18 protein-coding genes are annotated in these 24420 nt (G+C 61.2%); 8 read left to right on the top strand and 10 right to left on the bottom strand.

The features are described 5' to 3' along the window. Positions 1-7 precede the first annotated feature (7 nt). On the bottom strand, positions 8-7606 hold the full coding sequence (locus J3P92_RS17450) for an Ig-like domain-containing protein (RefSeq protein ID WP_434648500.1): 7599 nt from the start codon (positions 7604-7606) through the stop codon (positions 8-10). Positions 7607-7652: 46 nt separating this feature from the next. After that, on the bottom strand, positions 7653-7877 hold the full coding sequence (locus tag J3P92_RS17445; RefSeq protein WP_434559942.1) for a hypothetical protein: 225 nt from the start codon (positions 7875-7877) through the stop codon (positions 7653-7655). A gap of 239 nt (positions 7878-8116) precedes the next feature. Here J3P92_RS17445 and J3P92_RS17440 point away from each other — a divergent pair, with 239 nt between their 5' ends. The 6 genes from J3P92_RS17440 (at position 8117) to J3P92_RS17415 (ending at position 13269) form a co-directional block, all read left to right on the top strand. After that, entirely contained in the window at positions 8117-10306 is a 2190-nt protein-coding gene (locus J3P92_RS17440; RefSeq protein ID WP_434648497.1) for a response regulator, read from the top strand. A gap of 655 nt (positions 10307-10961) precedes the next feature. Next, complete coding sequence (locus tag J3P92_RS17435; RefSeq protein WP_420767236.1) at positions 10962-11378, top strand: glycine zipper domain-containing protein; 417 nt, start codon at positions 10962-10964, stop codon at positions 11376-11378. 119 nt (positions 11379-11497) lie between these two features. Then, positions 11498-11671 carry a hypothetical protein gene (locus J3P92_RS17430; protein ID WP_420767237.1) on the top strand — a complete coding sequence of 58 codons (174 nt, stop codon included), beginning with the start codon at positions 11498-11500 and terminating at the stop codon, positions 11669-11671. Positions 11672-11713: 42 nt separating this feature from the next. Beyond that, positions 11714-11917, top strand: coding sequence for a hypothetical protein (locus J3P92_RS17425; RefSeq protein WP_420767238.1), 204 nt, complete (start codon positions 11714-11716; stop codon positions 11915-11917). 85 nt (positions 11918-12002) lie between these two features. Then, positions 12003-12374 carry a hypothetical protein gene (locus J3P92_RS17420; protein ID WP_434559936.1) on the top strand — a complete coding sequence of 124 codons (372 nt, stop codon included), beginning with the start codon at positions 12003-12005 and terminating at the stop codon, positions 12372-12374. 199 nt (positions 12375-12573) lie between these two features. Beyond that, positions 12574-13269, top strand: coding sequence for an HAD-IA family hydrolase (locus tag J3P92_RS17415; RefSeq protein WP_420767240.1), 696 nt, complete (start codon positions 12574-12576; stop codon positions 13267-13269). A 40-nt stretch (positions 13270-13309) separates the two neighbouring features. Here J3P92_RS17415 and J3P92_RS17410 read toward each other — a convergent pair whose 3' ends face one another. Next, complete coding sequence (locus J3P92_RS17410) at positions 13310-14056, bottom strand: 3-oxoacyl-ACP reductase family protein (protein ID WP_434648494.1); 747 nt, start codon at positions 14054-14056, stop codon at positions 13310-13312. Positions 14057-14181: 125 nt separating this feature from the next. Between J3P92_RS17410 and J3P92_RS17405 the strand changes: the two genes are divergently transcribed. After that, complete coding sequence (locus J3P92_RS17405) at positions 14182-15105, top strand: LysR family transcriptional regulator (protein WP_434559934.1); 924 nt, start codon at positions 14182-14184, stop codon at positions 15103-15105. Between the two features lie 124 nt (positions 15106-15229). Here the strand turns inward: J3P92_RS17405 and J3P92_RS17400 are convergent, their stop codons facing one another. From J3P92_RS17400 to J3P92_RS17390, 3 genes are all read right to left on the bottom strand, one after another. Further along, positions 15230-15958 (bottom strand): aspartate/glutamate racemase family protein, encoded by a 729-nt coding sequence (locus tag J3P92_RS17400; RefSeq protein ID WP_420767243.1) that lies wholly within the window; start codon positions 15956-15958, stop codon positions 15230-15232. A gap of 58 nt (positions 15959-16016) precedes the next feature. Further along, positions 16017-17546 (bottom strand): NCS1 family nucleobase:cation symporter-1, encoded by a 1530-nt coding sequence (locus J3P92_RS17395; protein WP_434648492.1) that lies wholly within the window; start codon positions 17544-17546, stop codon positions 16017-16019. A 452-nt stretch (positions 17547-17998) separates the two neighbouring features. After that, positions 17999-18742 carry a phosphoadenylyl-sulfate reductase gene (locus tag J3P92_RS17390; RefSeq protein ID WP_420767244.1) on the bottom strand — a complete coding sequence of 248 codons (744 nt, stop codon included), beginning with the start codon at positions 18740-18742 and terminating at the stop codon, positions 17999-18001. Positions 18743-18914: 172 nt separating this feature from the next. Here J3P92_RS17390 and thrH point away from each other — a divergent pair, with 172 nt between their 5' ends. Further along, the gene (thrH, locus tag J3P92_RS17385; protein WP_434559930.1) at positions 18915-19532 is read left to right on the top strand and encodes a bifunctional phosphoserine phosphatase/homoserine phosphotransferase ThrH; all 618 of its coding nucleotides are present in this window, start codon (positions 18915-18917) and stop codon (positions 19530-19532) included. A gap of 103 nt (positions 19533-19635) precedes the next feature. Here thrH and pabB read toward each other — a convergent pair whose 3' ends face one another. From pabB to J3P92_RS17365, 4 genes are all read right to left on the bottom strand, one after another. Then, positions 19636-20979, bottom strand: coding sequence for an aminodeoxychorismate synthase component I (pabB, locus tag J3P92_RS17380; RefSeq protein ID WP_434648489.1), 1344 nt, complete (start codon positions 20977-20979; stop codon positions 19636-19638). A 277-nt stretch (positions 20980-21256) separates the two neighbouring features. Continuing rightward, a complete protein-coding gene (locus J3P92_RS17375) occupies positions 21257-22243 on the bottom strand; it encodes an alpha-L-glutamate ligase-like protein (protein WP_039593716.1) in 987 nt (328 codons plus the stop codon). Next, complete coding sequence (locus J3P92_RS17370) at positions 22243-23775, bottom strand: inactive transglutaminase family protein (protein WP_420767247.1); 1533 nt, start codon at positions 23773-23775, stop codon at positions 22243-22245. Before J3P92_RS17370 ends, J3P92_RS17375 begins: the two co-directional genes overlap by 1 nt. 5 nt (positions 23776-23780) lie before the next feature. After that, the gene (locus J3P92_RS17365; protein ID WP_420767248.1) at positions 23781-24317 is read right to left on the bottom strand and encodes an ATP-dependent zinc protease family protein; all 537 of its coding nucleotides are present in this window, start codon (positions 24315-24317) and stop codon (positions 23781-23783) included. Between the last annotated feature and the right edge of the window lie 103 nt (positions 24318-24420).

The raw sequence follows: 24420 nt of genomic DNA, 5'->3' as shown, positions 1-24420 counted from the left end.
CGTTGGGTCAACCTTTGCGCTGGGGCGCCGGTAGCCGTTCGACTTGAGTGGACGAATGAGGCTGGCGCTGTTTGGCGGCCTGGCTGATTTGGTCACTGAAGGAAACGGCCGCCTTGGGCTGATCAGACGGCGGGCTGGGCTTGACTTCTCTTGCTGAAGGCTCTTCAGCCACAGGCTGCAAGGCATCGAAATCGCCGAACAAGCTATGGCCACCGGTGAAATACAGGCTGTCCTTGAATTTGAGCGAACCTTCCTGGTAATCGACGGTTTTTTGCGAATCCTGTACCGCCAGCGTGACGTGCAGATTAGGAACGAAACCGAGGCCGATCCCGATCGACTCCGAACGTATTTCGCCGCTGTAGGCTTCGGCATAGCCGGAGCGCAGCGGGTCGAGTCGTTCATCGGCCTGGATTTGCGAATCCATCACCGGAAGCGTGACGAACAAGCCCGGCACCATGTCGCGCCGTACGCTCAACGAATCAAGCTGCCAATCCGGGTATTCATGACGCAGAACGTCGCCGGTGGGCGCGTTCCGATCCGTCGAGACATCGGACGTGGGCGGCAGCGGCAATGTCGAGGAGTCCATGCGCAGCCTCAATTGCGCCGTTGCGAAGCCGCCATGGTCGTCGGTGATCCGGTAATCGATGGTCGGCACCGCGCCGAGATAATTGGCGTTCGGTGTAAATACGAAGCGGCCATCGAGGTCGAGCCTAATCGTGCCGACGCCTGGGATTGCCACGCTGTCGCCGGCCGCGAAGGTGCCGGTCACGCCATTTACGGTGAAATCGACCACATGAATCGCATCGTTCTCGGGGTCGCTGTCGTTGCCGAGCACGCTGCCCCTGATCGGGTCTCCTTGGGGCGCGCTATGAACGCCGTCGTTGACGGTCACGGGCGGCTCATTGATATGGATGCGCACTTGGGCGGTGTCGCTGCCACCCACGCCATCGCTGATCACGTAGGTGATCGTGACATCGCCCGTGACGCCGGGTGCCGGGGTGAAATCCAGGGTTCCGTCTGGGTTGATCGTAACGCTGCCGTCAGCGCTCTGGGCGTGGGTGACGGTGAGCGGATGGCCGCTCGGATCGGTGTCGTTGGCCAACACCGGTATGGATTGGATGGGCGTGTCGCGGTCTGTGAGCAACACCCCGTCATCGTTGGCGACAGGCGTGGAATTGACCCGGATGGTCAGGTCGGCATTGTCGGTACCGCCCGCGCCGTCGGTGATGCTGTAGGTCACCACCGGCACATCGCCGTGGAAGGTCGCAACCGGCGTGAAGAGGTAACTGCCGTCGGCGTTGAGCGTCAGGGTGCCGACTCCGGTAATGGTTGCGGTATCGCCAGGATTGAAAGTGCCCGCAACCCCCGCGACGGTAAACCCGGCGACGCTCAGCGGATGACCTTCCGGATCACTGTCGTTGGGCAGGACGTTGCCGCTGGCCGGCGTGCCCTGCTGGACGGTTTGCAGCCCATCGTCTACCGCTACTGGCGGCGCGTTGACCCGAATCGTCAGGTCGGCGCTGTCGGTACCGCCCACGCCGTCGGTGATGCTGTAGGTCACCACCGGTACATCGCCGTGGTAGGTGGGGATCGGCGTGAAGAGGTAGCTGCCGTCGGCGTTGAGCGTCAGGGTGCCGACACCGGCAATGGTTGCGGTATCGCCAGGATTGAAACTGCCGACTACCCCCGCCACGGTGAACCCGCCGACACTCAGGGAGTTGCCGTCCGGGTCGCTGTCATTGGGCAGGACATTGCCGCTGGCCGGATCGCCTTGCTGGACGGTTTGCAGACCATCGTCCACCGCAACCGGTGGCGCGTTGACCCGGATGGTGAGGTCGGCGGTGTCGGCGCCGCCCGTGCCATCGGTGATGCTGTAGGTCACCACCGGCACATCGCCGTGGAAGGATGGCGCTGGTGTAAACAAGTAGCTGCCGTTGGCATTGAGGGTCAGGGTGCCGACGCCGGCAATGGTGGCGGTATCGCCAGGATTGAACGTGCCGACGACCCCCGCGACGGTGAACCCGGTGACACTCAAAGGGTTGCCGTCCGGGTCGCTGTCATTGGGCAGGACATTGCCGCTGGCCGGATCGCCTTGCTGGACGGTTTGCAGGCCATCGTCCACGGCCACCGGCGCGGTGTTGAGGTGGATGGTGATGGTTTGCGTCGCGATTTTCCGCCCTTCGGCGCCTTGGTCCTGGCCGCTGCCGGCAGTGCCGCTGTCGGTGGTGTTCGGGTTCTGGTCGTTGAGCACGAAGTCGACGGCTACGTCGGCGCTGGCCGATGTCGAGGCGTTGGTGTTGCTGTAGGTGACGGCGCCCATCACTTTGCCGACCACTGAACCGTCGGCATCGGCGTTGAAGGTGACTTGCAGCGTGCCCGAGGCATTGCTGATGCTGCCCACGACCACCCCGTCGACGAGCAGGTCGCTGCCGTTGACCTGAACACCGACCGCATCGTCCCCCGCATCGCTGTCGAAAAGGCCAAAGACATCATCGGCATTGCCGCCGCCCTGACGGTTGATGGTCAGCGTCGCGCCCTGCCATTTGTCAGCACTCACATCCAGTTCGAGGTCGCTGACGGCCACATTGCCGTCGCCATCCAGACGAACGGGGTTGCCGCCCTTGGTCACGGTTTGCGAGCTGTCGAGGCCCGAGGCCAAAGGCGCATCGTTGACCGGCAGCACGGTTACATTGATCGTGCGGGTGGTGATCAGCGCGGCGGTGGTGCCGTCGGCGTAGTCGAAATTGCCCGGGTTCTGGTTGGCATCGTCGGTGTCGCCGGTCAACGCTCCAGGACGCTGCCCGGTGCTGCCGCCATCGTTGACGGAAACCGTCACCGTGAAGTTGCCCGTGTAGTCGCTGCCTGCCGGCGCGCCCGTGGCCGTCGGGTAAGTAATCGTCAGGGCCTGGAGGCGAGCGTTGACTTCGGCTTGGGTGGCCCCGCTGATCGTCACCGTATCGCTGCCCACACCGCTGATCGAACCACCACTGCCGCCCACGCCGGAAATCACCCCCTGGCTGACGTGTACGGTGGCCGAGAACGTATTGGCACCGTTGGCGTCCGGGTCACTGATGGTGAACCCACCCACGCTGCCGGTCAGGTTGAGGGTCGCCGAGCCTTCCCTGACGGTGACGTCGCTGGCGGTAACCTGGGTCGGGTCGTTGAGGCTGGAAACAAACAGCGTCCGCGTGTTGCTGCCCATATTGAGCGTGAGCGAGCCAGGCAACGCCGCGTAGGGATCGATAACGGTGGCGGGGACCACGGCGGTCGAAGCACCGGACGGATTCAAGCCGCCGTTGGCCAGACCACTGGCATCCAGCACGCCGGTGGCAACGTCGCGAATGCGGTCGTCGGCAATCACCTGCACCCTGTAGCTGGTGTCGGTGTTGGCAAGGGTGCCGCTGAGGGTAACCTGCAAACCCGCGAGGTAAGCATTGACGTTGGCCAGGCTGCCGCGGATGACCAGTGCACTGTCGGTGCCGGAGTAGGTGTCATCGATTTCGAAGCTGGTGTGATCTTCCGTGGGCGAGCTGGTGGAGCCGAGAATGATGTCGGTGTAGCTCGCTTGGCTCAGCGGCACGCCATTGGCATCGGTCAGGCGCACGGTGACCTGAGTGAAGTCCTGTTCCGGCGAAGCGCTCTCGCCTGGCGGTGCGCTGATGCCCCCACCGTCGTTGTAGTCTCGATCCGAGACCGAGAACCCCGGCACGGCCACCGCTGCGCCGCTTTGGCCTATCGCCAGGCTACCGCTGCCTGCCGTTACGGTAGGGGCGTCGTTGGTCGCTTGCAGGGTGATTGCCAGTTCGCTGGTCTGGGCGGGCGACGCAACGCTGCCACTGCCCACGTCACCACCGATGGCGGCGGTGCCTTCGTTCAATTGCACGCTGAGCGTAACGTCGCCAGCAGCGGCACCGTTGTAGTCGTGGTTGGCGTGGGCTGCGCTGGTGTAAGTCAAGCCAGTGCCGGCGGCGTTGAGCAGCGACTGGATATCGTCCGCCCGACCGATCAGGGTCACGCTGTTGCTGTTGTCGCCACTGATGTTCACCGTCCGTCCTGACGGTAGGGTGATGGTGGTCTGCGTACCCGCGCCGCCAATCCCCAGTATGCCTTGGCCCGATGGCACGCTGACCGTCACGGAGACCGGAACGTCGAGGGCCGTGGACTCGGTATCGACCACCGAGATGCCGGTGACGGCGGTCGAGCGATCTTCGTTGATCAGTTGGGACGCCGGGATACCCACGCTGGGCAGGCTGTTGATTGTCGACACGCGGACCAACACGCTGGCCTGTGCCAGGTTGAGGTCGGTGCCGGTGACGCTGTCGGTGTATCCATCGAATTCAACGGCGGAGATCGGCTGCCCGTTGCCGCCGGGGGTGGCCGCCTGGTTTTCGCTGCCGCCATTGGCCCCCGTCGTCAGGTTGCCGCCGGCGTCACGCAGCCGATCATCGACCACGACCTGGATACGGTATTGATGGTCCTCGTTGCTGGGGTCGTTGACGCTGGCGGTCAGGGTCGCCAGCGCCGCGTTGACTTCGGCCCGGGTGCCGCGAAGGACCAGGTAATCGCCATTGCCGTCTTTATCGGCGTCTCGGGTAGCGCCGCCGCCCAGGCCGACGGAGAGGGTGACGCCCGCATACTCGCCCGCCGTGAAAGCGGTGCCGTCGGTCTGGGTCAGCCGCACGATGACTTGCACCGAATCCTGCGTGCCGACGCCGCTCAAGTCATCGAGATCGCCCACCGTGAAGCCGCCCACCGGATTGTTGCCAGCGACGGTGCTGTCGATATTGACCGGGTTGTTGGGGGCAGACACCGTTGGCTTGTCGTTGGTCGGCAGAATTTCGATGTTGTAGGTCGATGCCGTGGCGGTGACGCCCTGGGCGAATGAGCCACTGTCGTTGGCGCTGAAATCACCGTCACTGACGATGTAGGAAAATGAGTCGTTGCTGGTTTCACTGCCGTCATGTTGATAAGTGACGCGATTGGCGTCCAGGTCGGCTTGGGTGAAGACCGAGCCGAGCCCGAGGACGCCGCCGTTGAGCATCAACCTGCCATGCTCCGGAATAGCGGTGAGCCGGTATTGGCGCTGTAGGCTGGAGTTATCGTCATCGCCGTACACAAGGTGCGCGCCGCCCACCGAGCCATTTATCGTCCCGGATCCATCGGCATTGGCATAACCCGATGCACCCCCGATCACTGCCGATTCCCCTTCGTGGATGGCGCCCGCTTCACCGGCGACCAGTTGGGATTTGGAATTGAACGCGGGCGCATCGTTGACCGGTGATATGGTGATCGGCACCACCAAAGCCGAGCCGGTGCTGGATTGGTTGGTACCCGCTCCGACGGCCACGCCCTGGTCGTCAACGGGCACCACGGAAAAACTGTCAGTAAAGTTTTCGCTGCCGTCATGGACGTACTTCAGGTCGCCCGCGGCCAATTGCGCCGAGGTCACGGTCTGATTCAACGTCACGGTCACGCCGCCAAGCGTCAGGTGACCGAATTGTGGCAGCGCACTGATCTGCAGGATGACGTCGTTGCTCGTGGCGTATTGGGTGCCGCCGCTGGCATCGGCTTGTCTGTCGGTATCGGCGACCACGATGTTGCCGTTGGTAATGGTGACGGTGCCGCCTTCGGCCGTGAATACCCGATCGTCATTGGTGGCGGTCGGTGTGTCGTTTTTCGGCACGATACTGAGGCTGAAATTTTCGGTCGCGGTGGTCAGCGTCCCGTCGGAAACCGAGAATTGGAAGTTGTCGACAAAGTGTTCGTCGCCGCTGTGCTGGAACGTAACGCGTCCAGCGTCCACGTCGGCCTGGGTGAAGGTGCCGAACGCACCGATCGCCACACCGTCGAGCAGCAATGTGCCGCTGCCCGGCGTGACCAGCACCCGGTACGTCAAACCGTCGGCGGGGGTGAAGTCATCCGTGGCGTTGAGGTCGGCGGTCGTCAGCGTGTAGCTGGCGGCTTCGTCGATCGTCGCGGTTTTGTCGCCGCCGCTGACGGGCGCCTGGTTAGGCGCGGGGTCGGCCGGCAGTGCCCCCGGCAACGTCGATGGCTCGGCCGGCACGTGGACGTTGAACGTCTTGACCGTCAACGAGCTGTTGGCCGCGTCGGTGTCGTAGATACCGCCATCGCGCGCGCTTGGATACAGGCGTACGCCGCCGTCCTTGACGGTAAAGCTCATGCTGTCGGTTCGCGCCGTGCCGGTATAGGCCCGAACGTGATAGACCACGTTGCCTGCGTTGATGTCGGCCTGGGTAAAGCTCGATCCCACCACCAGCAACCCACCGTTGAGCGTGAAATAACCGACGTTTCTGTCGGGCACGGCGGTGAGCGTATACCTGAGGCTGGAATCGAAGGAGTCGTTGTCGGTGACCTGCAGCATGGCGTTGGTGACGACGCGGATCGTTTCCCCAGGATTCAGGTTCTGGTCGATGCTGTGATCCAGGACCGGATCGTCGTTGTTGGGCAGGATGGTGAGATCGACGGTCAACGTCGACGTCTTGGGCACACCGGTGCCGCCGCCGTCATCGGTGACATTGAGCAAGAAGCTATCGGTGGCGCCGGCCCCGCTGGCTTCGCTGCCGTCGTGGCTGTAGGTGAGCTTGGAGAGGTCCAGGATGACGAAGCTGCTGTCGGTGATCACCACGCCGTCATAGCGCAACGTACCGTGGGTCGGCAGGGAGTTAAGCGTATAGGTGAAATCAACACCCGGGGATTGATCGGGATCGCCGATCTGGATCGTGCCACGGGGCGTGCCGATTGGGCTGACCAGGTTGCCGTTGTCGGTCAGGTTGACGCTTTGCTCGCCCTCGATGATCGTGATGGTGCCGCTCGATGTCGGCGCCTGGTTCACCGGATTGACGTGAACCTGCACGTTGTGGTCATGAACGACGCCGCCGGCGCCGTCATCGATGGTAATGGTGAAACTGTCGGTGAGGCCCGCGGGATTGATGACCTGGTCGCCATTGTGGCGATAGCTGAGGTTGGCGATCTGGTCGATGGAAAAACTCGACCCTACCCCTAGCTCCTTACCGTTGAGCAACAAGGTGCCATTGCTCGCCAGGGAGGTGAGCTTGATGATGACCTGTTGCTGCACGTTATCGACGTCGGTCATGCCCAGGTTGCTTTGGGTGAAGCCCTTGCCGTCGGGGGAGCTGGTGGCCGGCGAGAAATTCGCCGTCCCGCCTTCGTCCACCTGCAACGCCGGGCCACTGCCGGAAATCGTCGGTGCGTCATTGACCGGGGTCAGGTTGATGTCGATGGTTTTGCTGGTGGTATTGCTGCCGTCGTCGCTGGTCAACGTAAACGAGGCAGCACCATTGAAGTTGCTGTCGCCCCGGAACGACATGCCGTTCAAGGCGGCGTTGATGTCTGCCAGCGAGCCGCTGAAACTGATGCTGGCGCCGCCATTGCCGGTCAAGCCGGTGAGGCCATTGGTACTGGCCAGGTTCAGCGTGCCATGGCTGGCATTCAAGGTGACGTGTTGTGTTGCGCTATCGGTGTCGCTGACGCTGATGCCGCTAATCGCGACGGAAGCATCTTCGGCGCCGCTACGTGCCACGACCGCAGTATCGGCGATGACCGCCGCCGCGCCGTCGAATAGCATTCGTTGTTCAAGGGCGAAAAACCTGTTGCGTGATACTGGAGATACATCACTTCTGGGTTTGGTGTTCTTCACCGTTTCGCCCCTGATTTTTTTTCTTATCTATATGTCCTTCGCCTGTTTCGTCGGACACCTGCGTTATCGCAGTCTCGTCCGCTTGCGCCTTCGTCTCCATGTCTCGGGCGGGTATGGCAAATACCAAGTGCGCCTGTTTTATCGGCGCCTGCAAGCCGATCTTTAGCCCCATGATCCACATCTTTTCGAGTCGCTGCATCGCCTTGATCCGACGATGCGTACTGGTCGCCAGAGGAGGCGAAGCCCGCCACTTTCGTTGGTTTGTAGGACGTTGCTGTAGCCTTTCGGTCGAGAATCGTCATTTGTTGGGTAATTGCAGCCCGACACATCCCACAATCCAATCGCACTTTCCTACCCCGCGCGGGATAATACGGCCCTGCCTGGGGTCACAAGCTTTTCCCCTCGCTGGGTATTGGCGTGCCAGAAGGATCGAACGCAATGACAGATTGGCTCCAGAGCTATGGAGAAATGGCTGAAAGGGTGCGCCGTCACGATTGGAACGACACCTCCCTCGGACCCTTCGAAAAATGGCCAGATGTGCTCAAGACCACCGTGGCGCTGAGCTTTGCGTCCCATTTTCCCCAAGCAATCGTTTGGGGCCCCGAGCTGGTCATGCTGTACAACGATGCGTTCTTGCCCATCCTCGGTAGCAAACCCGAAGCATTGGGCCGTCCGTTCGATCAGGTTTGGCAGGAAGCCTGGAGCGATATCGGGCCGATCGTGGGCGCGGCCTTCGAGGGACAAGCGACCTATATCGAGAATTTTCCGTTGGTCATCGAACGTGGCGGTGGCCCCGAGAAAGCTTTTTTCACGTTCTGCTACAGCCCCATCCGGGATCAGTTCGGCAAGGTCGTGGGTATGCTGGACACGGTCACCGAGACGACTTCCACGGTGCTCATGACCCAACGCCTGGCGGTGCTCGATGCCATTGGCAGTGCCGTGGCCAATGCCACGGATCCGCAGGCGATCATGGCGACCACCGCGCGCATCCTCGCGGCGCACCTCAACCTGTCCAACTGCGCCTATGCCGATATGGATGAGGACGAGGATGGCTTCACGATTCGTGGCGATTGGGCGAGGGCTGGTTCGCCCAGCATCATCGGGCATTACCGTCTGCTGGATTTCGGCCGGTTGGCGGTCACCAATCTGCGGGCCGGCAAACCATTGGTGATCAACGACAACCTGACGGAGCTGGCGCCTGAGGAAGCGGCTGCGTTCCAGTCGATAGGCATCGCGGCCACCATTTGCGTCCCGCTGATCAAGGATGGTCGCTTGACGGCGCTGATGGCGATCCATGACAAAACACCGAGAACCTGGACGTCGAACGACCTGACGTTGCTGATGGAGGTCACCGAGCGCTGCTGGGCCCACATCGAACGCGCCCGTGCGGACGCTGCGGTGCGTGAAGGCCTGGCGGCACTGGCCGAACTGAACGCGACCCTGGAACAACGGGTCGAGGAGCGCACGACGCGGCTGCAACAGACCGAAGCGGCGCTTCGCCAGTCGCAAAAGCTCGAAGCCATCGGCCAGCTCACCGGTGGCGTGGCCCATGACTTCAACAACCTGCTGACCATCATCCGGTCCTCGGTCGACTTCCTGCGCATGCCCAACCTGTCCGACGAGCGCCGGCAGCGCTACATGGTCGCGGTTTCCGAAACGGTGGAGCGGGCTTCGAAGCTGACCAGCCAGTTACTCGCGTTTGCACGGCGACAGCCGTTGAAGCCGGAAATCATCGACGTGGGCAAGCAAGTCCAGAGCCTGGGGGACATGCTGGAAACGGTCACGGGGGCGCGCATCCACGTCAAGGTCCAATTGTGTGAACAGCCTTGCTACATTCGCGCGGATCTGAGCCAGTTCGAGACGGCGCTGATCAACATGGCCTTGAACGCCCGGGATGCCATGAACGGCCAGGGAACGTTGTGGTTGAGGCTCGATTGTGGGCGCAGCATGCCGCCGATCCGAGGCCATGCCGGGGCAGGGCAGGCCTTCGCCGCCATCGCCCTGGAGGACACCGGGACGGGAATCGACCCGCAAATACTCGAGCATATTTTCGAACCGTTCTTCACCACCAAGGAAGTGGGCAAGGGCACGGGGCTGGGGTTGTCCCAGGTATTTGGTTTCGCCAAGCAGTCGGGAGGCAACGTCGATGTTTCCACCGTCGTCGGTAAGGGCACCGTCTTCACGCTGTATCTCCCGGAAGTCGAACCAGAAGGAGTCCAGGCGCCCAAACGCGAGGAAACCACGCCTATGGTGCTGGAGAAGGGCCGGCGTCGGGTATTGATCGTGGAGGACAACTTGGAAGTGGGGCGTTTCGCCAACCAGATCCTGCAAGACCTGGGATACGAAACGGCCTGGGCGACCAATGCCGAGCAGGCGTTGGAGATGATTGGCCAGGATGCGACGAGGTTCGACGCCGTATTCTCCGATGTCGTCATGCCCGGCATCAGCGGAATCGCCCTGGCGAGGGAATTGCACAAGCGTCGCCCGGAGCTGCCGGTGGTGTTGACGTCTGGTTACAGCGAGGAGCTGGCTCGAAGCGGGCATGAAGGTTTCGAGTTTCTGTCCAAACCTTATTCGGCTGATCAGGTTTCCAGGGTTCTGAGCCGCACCATACTGGGCGCGGAGTGAGTGTTTCCTTTTTGAAACAGTGGGTTCCGTTCGTCGGTCAGGGCGGGTTGCGGACAGGCAGTCTGTTGATGACCCGCTAGTCTCACTGACGTGAAGGTCGATATTTATAGGCAATCGTTGTTGCCGGTATCGGCTTCGTCGAAGGGGAAATGCGATGGGAGCACAGTACAGCGAGGAAAATGGCGCCGCGTATCCGGTCAACGAAGGTCTACAGTGTGGTCAGTCGGCCTATCGATCGGATTTCGGCGACGAGCCGATCAAGTCCATCAAGACGAGAGTATCCAAGGTACAGCGAGGGGAAAAAGCCAAATTCCTGCCCCGAATACCCGTCAGGAAATAATCGTCAGCGCAGCCCCGTCATCGAATGGGGCTTTTTTTCGCCCGTTCGTTTCGTAAAAACGGGACGTTTCCTGAAATTTTTCATTTTTTTCCTACAGAGATTTGCTTTCACGTTTCTTTCACAGTCGGTCGCGTAGTCTCAGCTCATCCGTTAGAAAGCAGTACCTGCCCGTTTCCCCAGCGGGCTTTTTTTTGCCTGTCATAAAACTACCCCCTTGCTTGTGGTCCAACCGCCATGGCTGTCGCGGTTTGGCGTACACTCGCGCCCGCGCGCGCCGGCCTTTTCCCCCGATGCGGCATTCTTGAGGTTTTTATCATGCGTTTGACTTTGTCCACCTTGGCGCTTGGGCTTGTGCTCGCTCAGGGCGCGATGGCCGCTGGCGACGGTACTGCTGCGGTTGGCGGTGGTCTGGGCGGTGTGTTGGGTAATGTGGTTGGCCAACAGATGGGCGGCAGCACTGGCGCCGCGATTGGCGCGGGTGTCGGCGGTGCGGCCGGTAGTGCGGTGGGCGCGCGCAAGGGCAGCCGTACGGAAGCAGCCATCGGTGGTGGGCTGGGTTCGGCGGGTGGCTCGATCGTTGGCAACCGCTTGGGCGGATCGACCGGATCCACCATCGGCGCGGGCATTGGTGGGGCGGCAGGCGGTGCGCTGGGCAGCAACCTGTCCAACGATAATGATGGACACTCGGGCGGCAAGAAGCACAAGCACAAGCACAAGAAAAAGCATCGCTGAGCGATCCACGCATTGAAAATACCGGCCCAGCGCCGGTTTTTTCTTATGGGCATTTACCCGGAACGATTAGCTTTCTATCGCCTCGAATTCATACATTCACGTGTGATTGGAGGTGTGCCATGACGCCGGAAACTGAAGGCAAGGAAGAAAAGGGCCCGTCGGGTGTTCCCTTCATCAACGATCCGGGCGTCAACGATCCGGGTAACGAAGACCCTGGTTCCCTGATGGATGATGCTCAGGTTCCCTTGATCGACGATGAAGATGCTCAGGCTGAGGATGAGTCCTACAAATAAGTCCGTCTTGCTTGCGCTTATTGCAAATACCAGGAGGTTGCCATGACTGCTGATACGCCCGTACCCGACGACGAGACGCCGGAATATCCGCTGCGTTCACCCACCGACCCGCTAAGCCGCGACCAGCGACCCCCTGATGACGACGACACTGGAGTCGAGCAGGTGCCAAGCGATGATCAGGATGTCGAGGCGACGCCGGACGATCCGGACATTGCCGGTGACGACGCTTCGGGCACGCCCAGCTGATCGTCATCCGCCCGTCGATTTCGCGGCACCATCGGCGCGCCAGGGTTGCCTGACATGAAGTAATCATCTGAAAAGGAGATTGACCATGATGAAGTCAAACCTGACGGCTCTGGCATTCGCCGGAGTCCTCTGCGCCAGTTCACTGGCGGCTTTCGCCCAATCGTCGGACAACGCGCCCGTGGACAAGGGAGGCATGCCGCCTTCGACGCAGATGGATGCGGGATCCACCACCGACACCACCGGCAACGCCCTGCCACCCGGCTCCGTGGGTGGAGGCAACGGTGGTGATGCCAGCGGCAGCAGCACCAGCCCGGGAACCGGTAGCGGTTCCACCAGCGGCGGCAGCACGATGGGCGGCGGTTCCGGCTCAAGCAGTGGGACCGGCAGCAGCAGCGGTAGCGGCGGTAGCTCAAGCGGCGGCGGGTCGGGCTCCGGCTCAGGTGGTTCCGGCAGCTGACGCACGTTCCCGTCGATCATCCCAACTGTTCGTGACGGGGGGTTGCAGTTGCCAATCCCCCGTCACCGTCCTAAAAAAATTTCCCATTGCCTGTATCGAGCGCGCCTCGTTATTCTGCTGAATCCTTTAAGGCGAATACGTTGCGCCGGGCGCACCTGAGCCATCCCTGAAATGCTGAGTTGATAACGGATCAGATGCGATGAATGCACCGCTGAAAAAGTTTGGCCCGATCAAGGCCGTGATTTTCGACATGGATGGCTTGCTGCTGGACACCGAAGGCATCTATACCGAAGTCACGTCCATCATTGCCGAGCGCTACGGGCGCACGTTCGACTGGAGCGTCAAGCAGAACATCATCGGGCGTGGCGCCACGGACTTGGCCAACTACGTTGTCCAGGCGCTGGAGTTGCCAATCACCCCCCAAGAATTCCTGACCATTCGCGAACCCTTGATGCGCGAGCGTTTTCCTCATGCCATGGGGATGCCTGGCGCTGAGGAGCTGGTGCGGCATTTGAAGGCTCACCACATCCCGATTGCGGTAGGGACGAGTTCGGCTCGCCCATCGTTCGAGCTGAAAACCACCCTGCATCGGGACTGGTTCGCGTTGTTCGACTGCATCGTGACCGCAGATGATCCGGAAGTGGGTGCGGCCAAGCCCGCTCCGGATATCTTCCTCACCGCGGCCCGACGCCTGGGCGTCGATCCTCGCGATTGCCTGGTCTTCGAGGATTCCCCGTTCGGCGTCACGGCGGCGAAAGCGGCGGGCATGACCGCCATCGCTATTCCGGATTCGGCCATGGCCGACGAAAAGTACGCCCACGCCGATGCGATCATCCGATCACTCAAACTGTTCCAGCCAAGCCTGTGCGGTTTGCCGGAACTGGAATGGGCTTGATGCGAAAGGGCTGCTGTGCAGCCCTGCGGGTTGCCTCGGATCAGGCGCCGAAACCGCCGTCGATGGTCAGGCTGGCCCCGGTGATATAGGCAGCTTCCGGGCCCGCGAGGTAGGCAACGAAGCTGGCGATTTCTTCCGACGTGCCGTAACGGCCAACCGCCATGAGGTCTATCAGGCTGGAGGCGAAGTCGCTGTCGGCCGGGTTCATGTCAGTGTCCACCGGGCCGGGCTGCACGTTGTTGACGGTGATGCCCCTTGGGCCTAGGTCACGGGCCAGGCCTTTGGTCAGGCCTACCAGCGCGGATTTACTCATGGCGTACGTGGCGCCTCCAGCGAAGGGCATGCGATCGGCGTTGGTGCTGCCGATGTTGATGACCCGGCCACCTTCGCCCATGTGCCGCGCGGCGGCCTGGGTGGCGACGAACACACTGCGCACGTTGACGGCCAGGGTCTGGTCGAAATCTTCCAGCTTGAACTCATCCAGCGGCGCCATTGCCAGCACGCCGGCATTGTTGACGAGGATATCCAGGCGGCCAAAAGCCTCGACGGTGGCGGCGACGGCGTTGCGCACGGCGTCGGCGTCGGCGCTGTCAGCCTTGATGGCCAGGGCCTTGCCGCCCGCTGCGGTGATGCTGTTCTGCAGTTCTTCGGATTTTGCGCCAGAGCTGACGTAGGTAAAGGCGATTGCCGCGCCTTCCGCAGCCAGGCGCTTGACGATGGCGGCGCCGATGCCACGGGAACCGCCTTGGACCAATGCGACTTTGCCGTTCAGTGCTTGGGTATTCATGATGTTCTCCAGAAGATGCCGGGGCGAGGTGCCGCGGTGATGGGGCGAGTATCAAGACTAGGCTATCGGCTGGGTAGACCTTCGTTGATATAGTCTGTGTAAACCCAAAGTTGGTAATGGGCGCCATGGAGAGTTTCAGCAGTATCGAATGTTTTGTTCGCAGCGCCGAAGTCGGCAGCTTTGCCGAGGCGGCACGACGTTTGGGCGTGACCCCGGCAGCGGTGGGTAAAAGCGTCGCCAAGTTGGAGGCGCGGATGGGGGTGCGCCTGTTCCAGCGCAGCACCCGCAGCTTGAGGCTGACCGAAGCCGGCCAGTTGTTTCTAGGAGAAGTTGGCAGCAGTTTCAACACCATCCAGAATGCCGTCGCCAACCTGGCCAGCGCCGGCGGACAACCGGCGGGAACGCTGAAAGTGAGCATGGGCACGGCGTTCGGGCGGTTGTATGTCGTGCCGTTGTTGGGGGAATTGCTGCGCAGGTACCCGGCGATCAGCCCGGATTGGCATTTCGATAACCGGCAGGTGGACTTGATCGGCCAGGGCTTCGACGCGGCTATCGGCGGCGGTTTTGAGTTGCCTCAGGGCGTCGTTGCTCGAAAATTGGCCGTGGCCCACCGGGTGCTGGTTGCGTCAGGCGATTATTTGCAGAAATATCCAGAGATCATCGAGCCCGGGGATCTGGCGCACCATCGAGGCATTCTTATTCGCTCGCCCCAAACCGGGCGTGTCCGTTCATGGCAATTGACCAGCCGCGACCAACAACATAGCCCGCTCATGCTTAAACCCGGCATGACAATGAGTGATTCAGAGGCCGATTGCGCCGCCGCGGCTCAGGGGTTGGGCATCGGTCTGGTCAGCATGCCAGTAGCTCTTCCCTTCCTCGACAGCGGCGCCGTGCAACGGGTCCTGCCGGACTGGTACGTCGATGATGGCAACATTTCCATCTATTACGCTGAGCATAAACTGTTGCCAGGCAAGACTCGGGCGTTCGTGGACTTCATCATCGAGCAGTTTGGCGAACAGGGGTTGGCTCGGCGGTTCAGCGCGGTCTGATTTGGACGTTGGCCGAGTTGGCTCCAGTCGCGAGCAAGCTCGCTCCCACAGGATTTCGCAATAACACAATTTGTGTGGCCGCTGGAATCCATGTGGGAGCGCGCCACGGGCTAGTGCCGCACACTCACCGCCCAAACCGCCCCGGCCAGCCGATGATGTTCTTCGGCCGAGGTGTCGCGTAGGTGCGCACCTTAGAGGTGGACAACCCCAGCCGCACCAGCGATTCGGCAATCGTCACGGCCGCGGTCACTCCGTCCACCACTGGCACGCCGGTGCGCTGGCGGATCTGCTCATCGAGCCCGGCCATGCCGCCGCAGCCCAGGCAGATCACTTCCGCCTTGTCCTGCCTGACCGCCAGTTCGGCCTGCTGCACGATCGCTTCCACCGCCCGTTGCGGGTCCTCTTCAAGCTCCAATACCGCAAGGCCGCTGGCCCGCACCGAGGCGCAGCGATCGAACAGGCCGGAGAGTTTGAGACGATCTTCGATCAGCGGCACTGTGCGGTCGAGCGTCGTGACGACCGAGTAAGCATGGCCCAGGAACATGGCGGTGCTGGCGCCAGCGTCGGTGATATCCACCACCGGCACGTCGAGCAACTCCTGCAAGCCCTCGCGACCATGCTCGCCGTAGCCGGCCTGGATTACCGCATCGAAGGGTTGGTCATAGGACATCACCCGGTCCATGACGGCGATGGCCGCCAGGTAGCTCTCGAAGTTGCCTTCGATGGAATCGGCACCGAAATGCGGCGTGAGCCCAATGATCTCGGTACCCGGCGCGGCGACGGCCTGGGCTTGTCGGGCAATGGCCTGGGTGATGGAATCGGTGGTGTTGACGTTGACCACTAGAATTCGCATGAGCTATTCCTTTTGAACGAAAACAGGAGGCCCGTACCTGACGAGCCATTTCCATGGATTAATGGCTGACGTTATCCACAGCGATGGATTCGCCGCTTACGTCCTCGTAGTGCGGCTCGCGCTTGGCGATGATCAGGTACAACAACCCTGCAATCGAAGCGCCAATCAGCCAGGAAAATGGTGAAATGCTGTCAAAGCCGGGCACCAGCGCCAGGACAATCGCGATCAGTGCCGCTGGAATGAACGCCGCCACCGCCCGCAGGTTGACCCCGTTGCTGTAGAAATACGCACCATTTGGGTCCTCGCTGTACAGTTGCGGCACGTTGATGCGGCTTTTTCGCAGCAGCCAGTAGTCGACCATGATCACGCCATACAGCGGCCCGAGCAGGGCGCCGAGGCCGGACAGGAAATACACGATCACCAGCGGGCTGTTATAGAGATTCCACGGCAGGATCAGCACGGCAATGGCGGCGCTGATCAACCCCGCGCGGCGGAAGGTCAGGTACTTGGGCGCCAGGTTGCTGAGCACGAACGCCGGGGCGACGAAGTTGGCCATGATGTTCACCGCCACGGTGACGATCAAAAAGGCCAGGCAGCCAAGCACCAGGAAGAACGTATTGGGAATCGAGGCGATGACCTGGGTCGGGCTTTCGATGATCTGGCCGTTGATCTGGAACTGCGCACCGCACAACAGGATGGTAATGGCGGCAAACACCAGAATGTTCACCGGCAAGCCCCAGAAGTTTCCTACGACGATGGTTCGGCGGCACGGCGACGAGCGGGCGAAATCGCAGAAATTCAAAATGAGCGTGCCATAGATCGCCAGCCACAGCGCTCCGCCCGCCAATATGTTGCGCCACATCTCGCCTCCGGTCAGGGGCTCGCGGATCGACCAGGCAATGGTTGCGTCGGCCTGCAGATACATCCAACCGGCAAGTGCCGCGACCGTCACCAGAATTACCGGCCCGGCGAAGCCTTCGTAGCGCCGGACCATCTCCATGCCGTAGGCCAGGATCACCAGTTGCACGAACCAGATGGCCACGAAGCACACCCAACCCAGGCTCGACAGCCCGAGGATGGAGTTCTGGTCGTACTCGGCGAAGCCAGGGTGGACCGCGGTCAACAACACGCGAAATACCACTGAAGCCAGGTACGTCTGAATACCAAACCAGGCGATGGCGATAACGGCCCTGATCAGCGCAGGAATCTGCGCGCCGTGGATACCGAAACTGATCCGGCTGATGACGGGAAAAGGTACTCCAGTTTTCTGCCCCATGTAGCCGGACAGGTTCATGAAGCCATACACCAGTGCCGCGCCGATCCCCAGGGACAGCAGGATCTGCCAGCCGCCCAGGCCCAGGGCATAAAGGCCGATGGCGAATGAATAGTTGGCGATGTTGTGTACGTCGTTGGTCCACAGGGCAAAGATGCTGTAGCGACCCCAGCGCCGGCCTTCGACCTTGGTTGGCGCTAAATCCTTGTTATGCAATCTGGGGCTCAAGGCGAGAGGAGCTGCTGCTCGTTCTTCGAGCGCAGTGGTTGGGGAGGGCAGATCCAGCGCGATGTTATTAGAAAGACTTGTACGCATTCCGGCAGGCTCCAGAGTCTCGGGCCACGGTGACTGTGCATGAGCGCGAGGCTCGGCAGATCTTCGTCGCGGCGGCGAGCATCATTGGTTACGGGGCATCTGCAGCCTGTACGGGATAGGGCGCTTCAGGCTTGCGGATCGAAAAGTGTGTGTATTTTGTTTTCTCTTTGTATACAAAACACTGGTCGTCTTAAGCCAGATATATGCCACTTCAGGATCTAACGAATGGGTCGTTGATTTCGGTTTGTTATGGACTGCAAGTAACCGCCTGAAATATCGAAGGTAAAATTTGACCGTTCGAACAGGTATTTATTTTCAACGCTAGCGTCAAGCGGGGGGAGGCAGCAGGTAGGGTTTTAGAGTCGGTGTAACTTTTAGGGGCATTCAAGCGGGGCATGCACACAAAAATGGCACCTGAAGTGACATTTTTGTGTACAGGAAATGAGGAAGGGCTAAACAGTCTTGGATTTGGCGATGATATTTCCGGCGTGCAGCCCGCATTCTTTCTGCGTGGCTTCCTCCCACCACCAGCGGCCCTCGCGCTCATGTTGGTTCGGCAGGACGGGGCGGGTGCATGGCTCGCAGCCGATGCTGATAAAACCGCGTTCGTGCAGGCTGTTATAAGGCAGCTCGAGCATGCGGATATAACCCCAGACTTCCTCGCTGGTCATCTGCGACAGCGGGTTGAACTTATACAGCGTGCGCTCGGGCGTAGAGAATGCCGTGTCGATTTCCAACACCGCCACCTGGCTGCGGGTGCCAGGGCTCTGATCGCGACGCTGGCCGGTGGCCCAGGCGCGCACGTCGGTCAGTTTACGCCGCAACGGCTCGATCTTGCGGATGCCGCAGCATTCGCCATGGCCGTCCTTATAGAAACTGAACAGGCCTTTTTGCTTAACGAAAGGGTCCAGTTTCGTATGGTCGGGCGAGATCAATTCGATGTCGATCTTGTAGTGGTCGCGGACCTGGTCGATGAAACGATAGGTTTCCGGGTGCAGGCGGCCGGTGTCGAGGCTGAACACCTTGACGTTCTTGTTCAGTTTCCAGGCCATGTCCACCAGCACCACGTCTTCGGCGCCGCTGAAGGATATCCACAGGTCATCGCCGAATTCGGCGAAGGCCAGCTTGAGGATGTCTTGGGGGGACTTGTTGGCATAGGTCGTGGCGAGTTCCACGACGTCAAACGATGGGCTCATCAGGGCGGTTTCCTACAGGTCGGTGGCGCTGGGCGCTCTATATGGGGCTGATGGTAACAAAAGCAACGGGGGCTGGCGCGCTCCTGTGCGTTGCGCGGGCTTCGTCGAATGGCTAGAGTCGGCAAGCCTTTTGTTCGCTCAACCGATAAACATCAAAAAATGGGAGTGTCTTGTGGAAATTGCCTGTCTCGACCTGGAAGGTGTGCTGGTCCCGGAGATCTGGATCGCCTTCGCTGAAAAAACCGGGATTGAATCCCTCAGGGCAACCACTCGGGACATTCCCGACTACGACGTGCTGATGAAGCAACGGTTGCGCATCCTTGACGAGCATGGTCTCAAGCTCTCCGATATCCAGGAAGTCATCGCCACCCTCCAGCCGCTGGACGGCGCCATCGAATTCGTCGACTGGCTGCGGGAGCGGTTCCAGGTGGTGATTCTTTCCGACACCTTTTACGAGTTTTCCCAACCGCTGATGCGTCAGCTGGGTTTCCCGACGCTGCTCTGCCATCGTTTGATCACCGACGACGGCGGGCGAGTGACTGGCTATCAGCTGCGTCAGAAAGATCCCAAGCGTCAGTCGGTCCTTGCCTTCAAGAGCCTTTACTATCGGGTGATCGCGGCGGGAGATTCCTACAATGACACCACTATGCTGGGCGAAGCCGACGCTGGGATTCTGTTCCATGCGCCTGAAAACGTCATCCGCGAGTTTCCGCAATTCCCGGCGGTGCATACGTTTGCCGAGTTGAAGCAGGAATTCATCAAGGCTTCGAACCGCCCCCTCGGCCTGTAACACTTCTCAATGTGGGAGCGAGCCTGCTCGCGAAGCGGTTTGTCAGTCAACATCAATGCTGGCTGAACCACCGCCTTCGCGAGCAGGCTCGCTCCCACAGGGTTCACAGGTTCTGCAAGGTTTCCAGCAGGACCTTCACCTTGGTCATCGACTCCTGATATTCCGCCTGCCAATCTGAATCCGCGACAATCCCACCACCGCCCCAGCAACACACCTGTCCATCCTTGACCAACAAACTGCGGATGGCGATCGAGCTGTCCATTTCCCCGCGCACATCCAGATACAGCAGCGAGCCGCAATACAACCCGCGTCGGGTCGGTTCGAGTTCGTCGATGATCTGCATGGCGCGGATTTTCGGCGCGCCGGTGATCGAGCCGCCGGGAAAGCTACCAGCGATCAGGTCCAAGGCGTCCTTGTCATCCGCCAGTTCGCCGGTCACGCTGCTGACCAGGTGATGCACGTTCGGATAACTTTCCAGGCTGAACAGCTCCGGCACTCGCACCGAGCCGATGCGGCACGTGCGGCCCAGGTCATTGCGCAGCAGGTCGACAATCATCAGGTTTTCCGCTCGGTCCTTGGGGCTGGCCAGCAGTTCGGCGGCGTGGGCCGTGTCTTCCTCGGGCGTTGTGCCGCGGGGTCGGGTGCCCTTGATCGGGCGGGTTTCGACGTGGCCTTCGCTGACCTTGACGAAACGCTCCGGCGACAGGCTCAGTACCGCGCCGCCCTCCGGCAGGCTCTGGAAACCGGAAAAAGGCGTCGGGCAGGCCGCCCGCAGCGCCTGGTAAGCGGCCCACGCATCGCCCTGGCACCGGGCGCGAAAGCGCTGGGCAAAGTTGACCTGATAACAATCGCCGGCCTGGATATACGCCTGGATACGTTCGAATGCCTGCTTATAGGCTTCAGCGCTGAGGTCGGGCGCCATTGGGCCCTCAAGACTGAACGCCTTGGCAGGCGCCGCGAGCGGCTGGCTGAACAGTTCAATCAAACGTCGGCGTTCACTTTCGCCGCAATGGGGATGGAAAACCAGTTGGCTGGTAGCGGCCTGGTGATCGGTAATCAATGCCCAGTCGTACAGGCCGAAACGTGCGTCGGGCAGTTGCAGGTCATCGTGTGCATGGGACGGCAGTGCTTCGAGGTGTCGGCCGAAGTCGTAGCTCAAGTAGCCAATCAGGCCGCCAGCGAAGGGCAATTGCACCGTGCCAGGTAGCTCTGCGTGGCCCAGCTGCGTTAGATGCATCCGAAGACGCTGTAGGAAATGGCCACCGCTTTCATCCGGCACCACCGCCAGTTGTTCCAGCGGCCAGGCACTGAGCAGGTCATAACGCCCCCGCTCGGCGCTCGGCCGGCCGCTGTCGAGCAGCACGCTTCCCGGGGCATGGCGGATCGCCGCGAAATAATCGGCGGGGTTGGCGCGGTAGGGCAGCGGGTGTACGAAGCAGGTTGGCATGGGCGGGGTGGGTCGGCCGTTCAGGCGGGGTGGCGATTGTAATCCCCTGTAGGAATTGCTCCTAGAGGGATGTCGGTATTGAACAGGTCTGAAGCTTCAATGAGACCCGTGGCGAGGGAGCTTGCTCCCGCTGGGCAGCGAAGCGGCCCCCTGGGCAGTTGAGCGCGATCATTCTGATACACCGAGGTGCTGGGCTTTGGGGTTGCTGCGCAACCCAGCGGGAGCAAGCTCCCTCGCCACAGGGTTCAACCTTCAGCTTCGGTTTTCATCCTCAGCTTCACCCCTCAACCGGCGGAATGTGCCCAAACAATTCCTGGGCAAACGCCACGCGCTCTTCCACGGTTTCGATCACGCCTCGGGCCTTGAGCTCTTCCAGGCGTGCTTCCACGGCATGGGTGCGCAGGGTCAGCCCGCAGTCGTTGGCAATCTGGATGTTCAGCCCGGGGCGGGCGTTCAGTTCGAGGATCAACGGTCCTTTTTCCTGGTCCAGCACCATGTCTACGCCGATGTAGCCTAGCCCGCACAGTTCATAGCAACCGGCGGCCAGTTTCATGAAGCCGTCCCAGTAGGGCAACTGTACGCCATCCACCGCGTTGGTGGTGTCGGGGTGCTTGGTGATGATGTTGTTCAGCCAGGTGCCGCGCAGGGTGAGGCCGGTGGCGAGGTCGACGCCGACGCCGATGGCGCCCTGGTGCAGGTTGGCCTTGCCGCCGGACTGACGGGTCGGCAAGCGCAGCATGGCCATCACCGGGTAGCCCATCAACACGATGATGCGGATGTCCGGCACGCCTTCGTAGCTGATGCTCTTGAAGATCTGGTCCGGCGTCACGCGGTACTCGATCAGCGCCCGGTCACGGTGCCCGCCCAAGGAATACAGGCCGGTGAGGATGCTCGAGACGTGGTGCTCGATTTCCTCGTGGCTGATGATCTTGCCGGACACGGTGCGGTAGCGGCCTTCGAAGCGATCGGCGATGACGATGATGCCATCGCCGCCGGCGCCCTGGGCCGGCTTGATCACGAAGTCGGTGCGCCCGCCGATGATCTCGTCGAGCTTGTCGATTTCCTTCTCGGTGGAGATCACCCCGTACAGCTCCGGCACATGAATGCCGGCGGCGATAGCCCGTTCCTTGGTGATGATCTTGTCATCGACGATGGGGTACAGGCTGCGCTTGTTGTACTTGAGCACGTAGTCGGCGTTACGCCGGTTGATGCCCATGATGCCCCGGGCTTCCAGGGCTTTCCAGGTCTTCCAGAGGCCGAACATCAGGAGTCAGCCTTGACGAAGGCCTTGAACCGAACCAGCTCGGTCAGGCGGTAGCCGCGATAGCGACCCATGGCCAGCATGAAGCCCACCAGGATCAGCAGGATCGCCGGGAAGGTGAACACGAAGTACACCAGCTCAGGAACACTCATGATCAGGTGCGCCAGCGACGCGGCGAACAAGGTGCCGATGGCGACTTTCATTGCGTGGCCGGCGCCGCGTTCTTCCCAAGTGATGGACAGGCGTTCGATGGTCATGGTCAGGATCACCATCGGGAACAGCGCCACTGACAAGCCGCGTTCCAGGCCCAACTTATGGCTGAACAGGCTGATGGCGGCGATCAGCACCACCACGAACGTCAGCACCACGGAGAGCCTCGGCAGCATTTGCAGCTTGAGGTGCTCCAGGTACGAACGCAGCGACAGGCCCAGCGTGGTGATCACCGTGAACAGTATGATGCCGAAACCCAGTTGGGTTTCGCGGAAGGCGAGGGCGATCAGCACCGGGGTGAAGGTCCCCAGGGTTTGCAGGCCGATCAGGTTGCGCAGCACCAGGATCACCAGCACGCCAATCGGGATCATCACCATGATCATGAAGGTTTGCTGGGTCTGCAGCGGCAGGCCGTACAGGGAATATTCGAGGAAGTTGGCGTCGGTGTTCTCATCCGTCAGCTTGGCCAGGCGAATGGCGTTCATTTCGCTGTTGTTCATGCTGAAGGTGACGGTCGCTTTCTTGCCGCCATCGACGGTGATCAGGTTCTCATCGCCGGTCCACCACAGCAAACGGTCGGTGGGCAGGCCTTGCTCGCCGGTATCCGGGTTGAAATACAGCCAATCGGTGCCGTTGAAACTGCGCAGCCACAGCTCGGGTGTCTGCGGTTGGTCAGCCACCAGCCGGATGGTGTGGACCTTTTCCACCGGCACGTGGGCAATGGACAGCACCAATTCAACGATGCGTGCCTTGTTGGCCGACGAAGGATCACCGGCCAGCAACAGCTTGACGTTGTCGTCATTGAGGTTGTTGACCCGCTTGATCGCTTCGCTGATGAAGGTCTCGACGTCGGCCGAATGCTGGCGGATCGGCGCGAGCAGTGCTTCGGCGGCGAGTTTTTCCGGCCCTTCGACGGCAATGCTGTCGCGGAAGGTCGGGCCCTTGACCTTGGTTTTCTCGGCGCTGTAGCGCTTGGTCAGCACCAAGCGGTAATAGAGGGTCTGGTTGCCCTTGGCGCGACGGGCCGACCACGTCACCTTGCGGTTGCCGTCGACCCGGTTCACCGCCACGCCGTAATTATTGGAAATGAAGCTCTCGTTGAGGCTCACATAGTCGCGGCTCAAGGGGGGCACGAACATCTGGATCTTCACCGGATCCTTGGCGTTGGGCACGAATTCGACCTTGGCATCGATATTCCAGAGGTCATCGGTGGCGTCTTCGGTCACCGGGATGCCGAGCACGAAAATCTGATAGGCCGTTACCGACAGGCCCAGCACCACCAGGATGGCGATCAGCATTTTCAAATGGAGGGTAAGGGAGCGCATTGGAATTACTCTGCGGTGTGAGCGGCATTGGCGCAGGCGGGTTTGCCGGCTGCGTATTTGAGACTGGGGTCGACCAGCGCGTCGAAGCGTTTAAGCGCCTCGGAGCCGATCAGCAACGGGTATTGAAAGGCGCTGCGGTCGGTCAGGTTCACTTCGATGCTGCGCAGGGCCGAGCCCATGCAGATGTCCAGTTCGATGACCGGCCGGGCCGTGTACTTCTTGCCTTCTTCGGGGTCGTAGTCACCGGCGCGGCGCTTGATCTTGCTGACCCGGGCCAGCGGGCGTTCGATGGGGTGCGAATGGGCGGCGTCGATCGCCAGGTAAAAGCGCACCCAGGATTCGCCGTTGCGCTTGAAGCGCTTGATGTCGCGGGCACTGAGCGAGGCCGTCTTGGCACCGGTGTCCAGCTTGGCGGCAACCTCCAGGTCAATGCCCTGCAGCGCCGCATATTCGTTGAGGCCGTACACGGTTTTTTCCCCCGCCGCGGCGAGCCCCGGCAGGCACATGAAGCAAAAGGCAGCGGATAAGGGCTTGAGTGTCATAAATCCTGGTGCGCAGCGTTCCGTTTTCGGTTCAGGCCCTGGCATCACTGCACAAGCTCCCTAGGTGCCTTCTCTATATAGAAGAGTGGCAAATGCGGCGGCA

Source organism: Pseudomonas sp. D3-27 (assembly GCF_051132165.1).
In the GTDB taxonomy this organism is placed as follows: domain Bacteria; phylum Pseudomonadota; class Gammaproteobacteria; order Pseudomonadales; family Pseudomonadaceae; genus Aquipseudomonas.
Note: the sequence above shows the minus strand (reverse complement) of the source record. Positions and strands in the feature narration are given on the sequence as shown.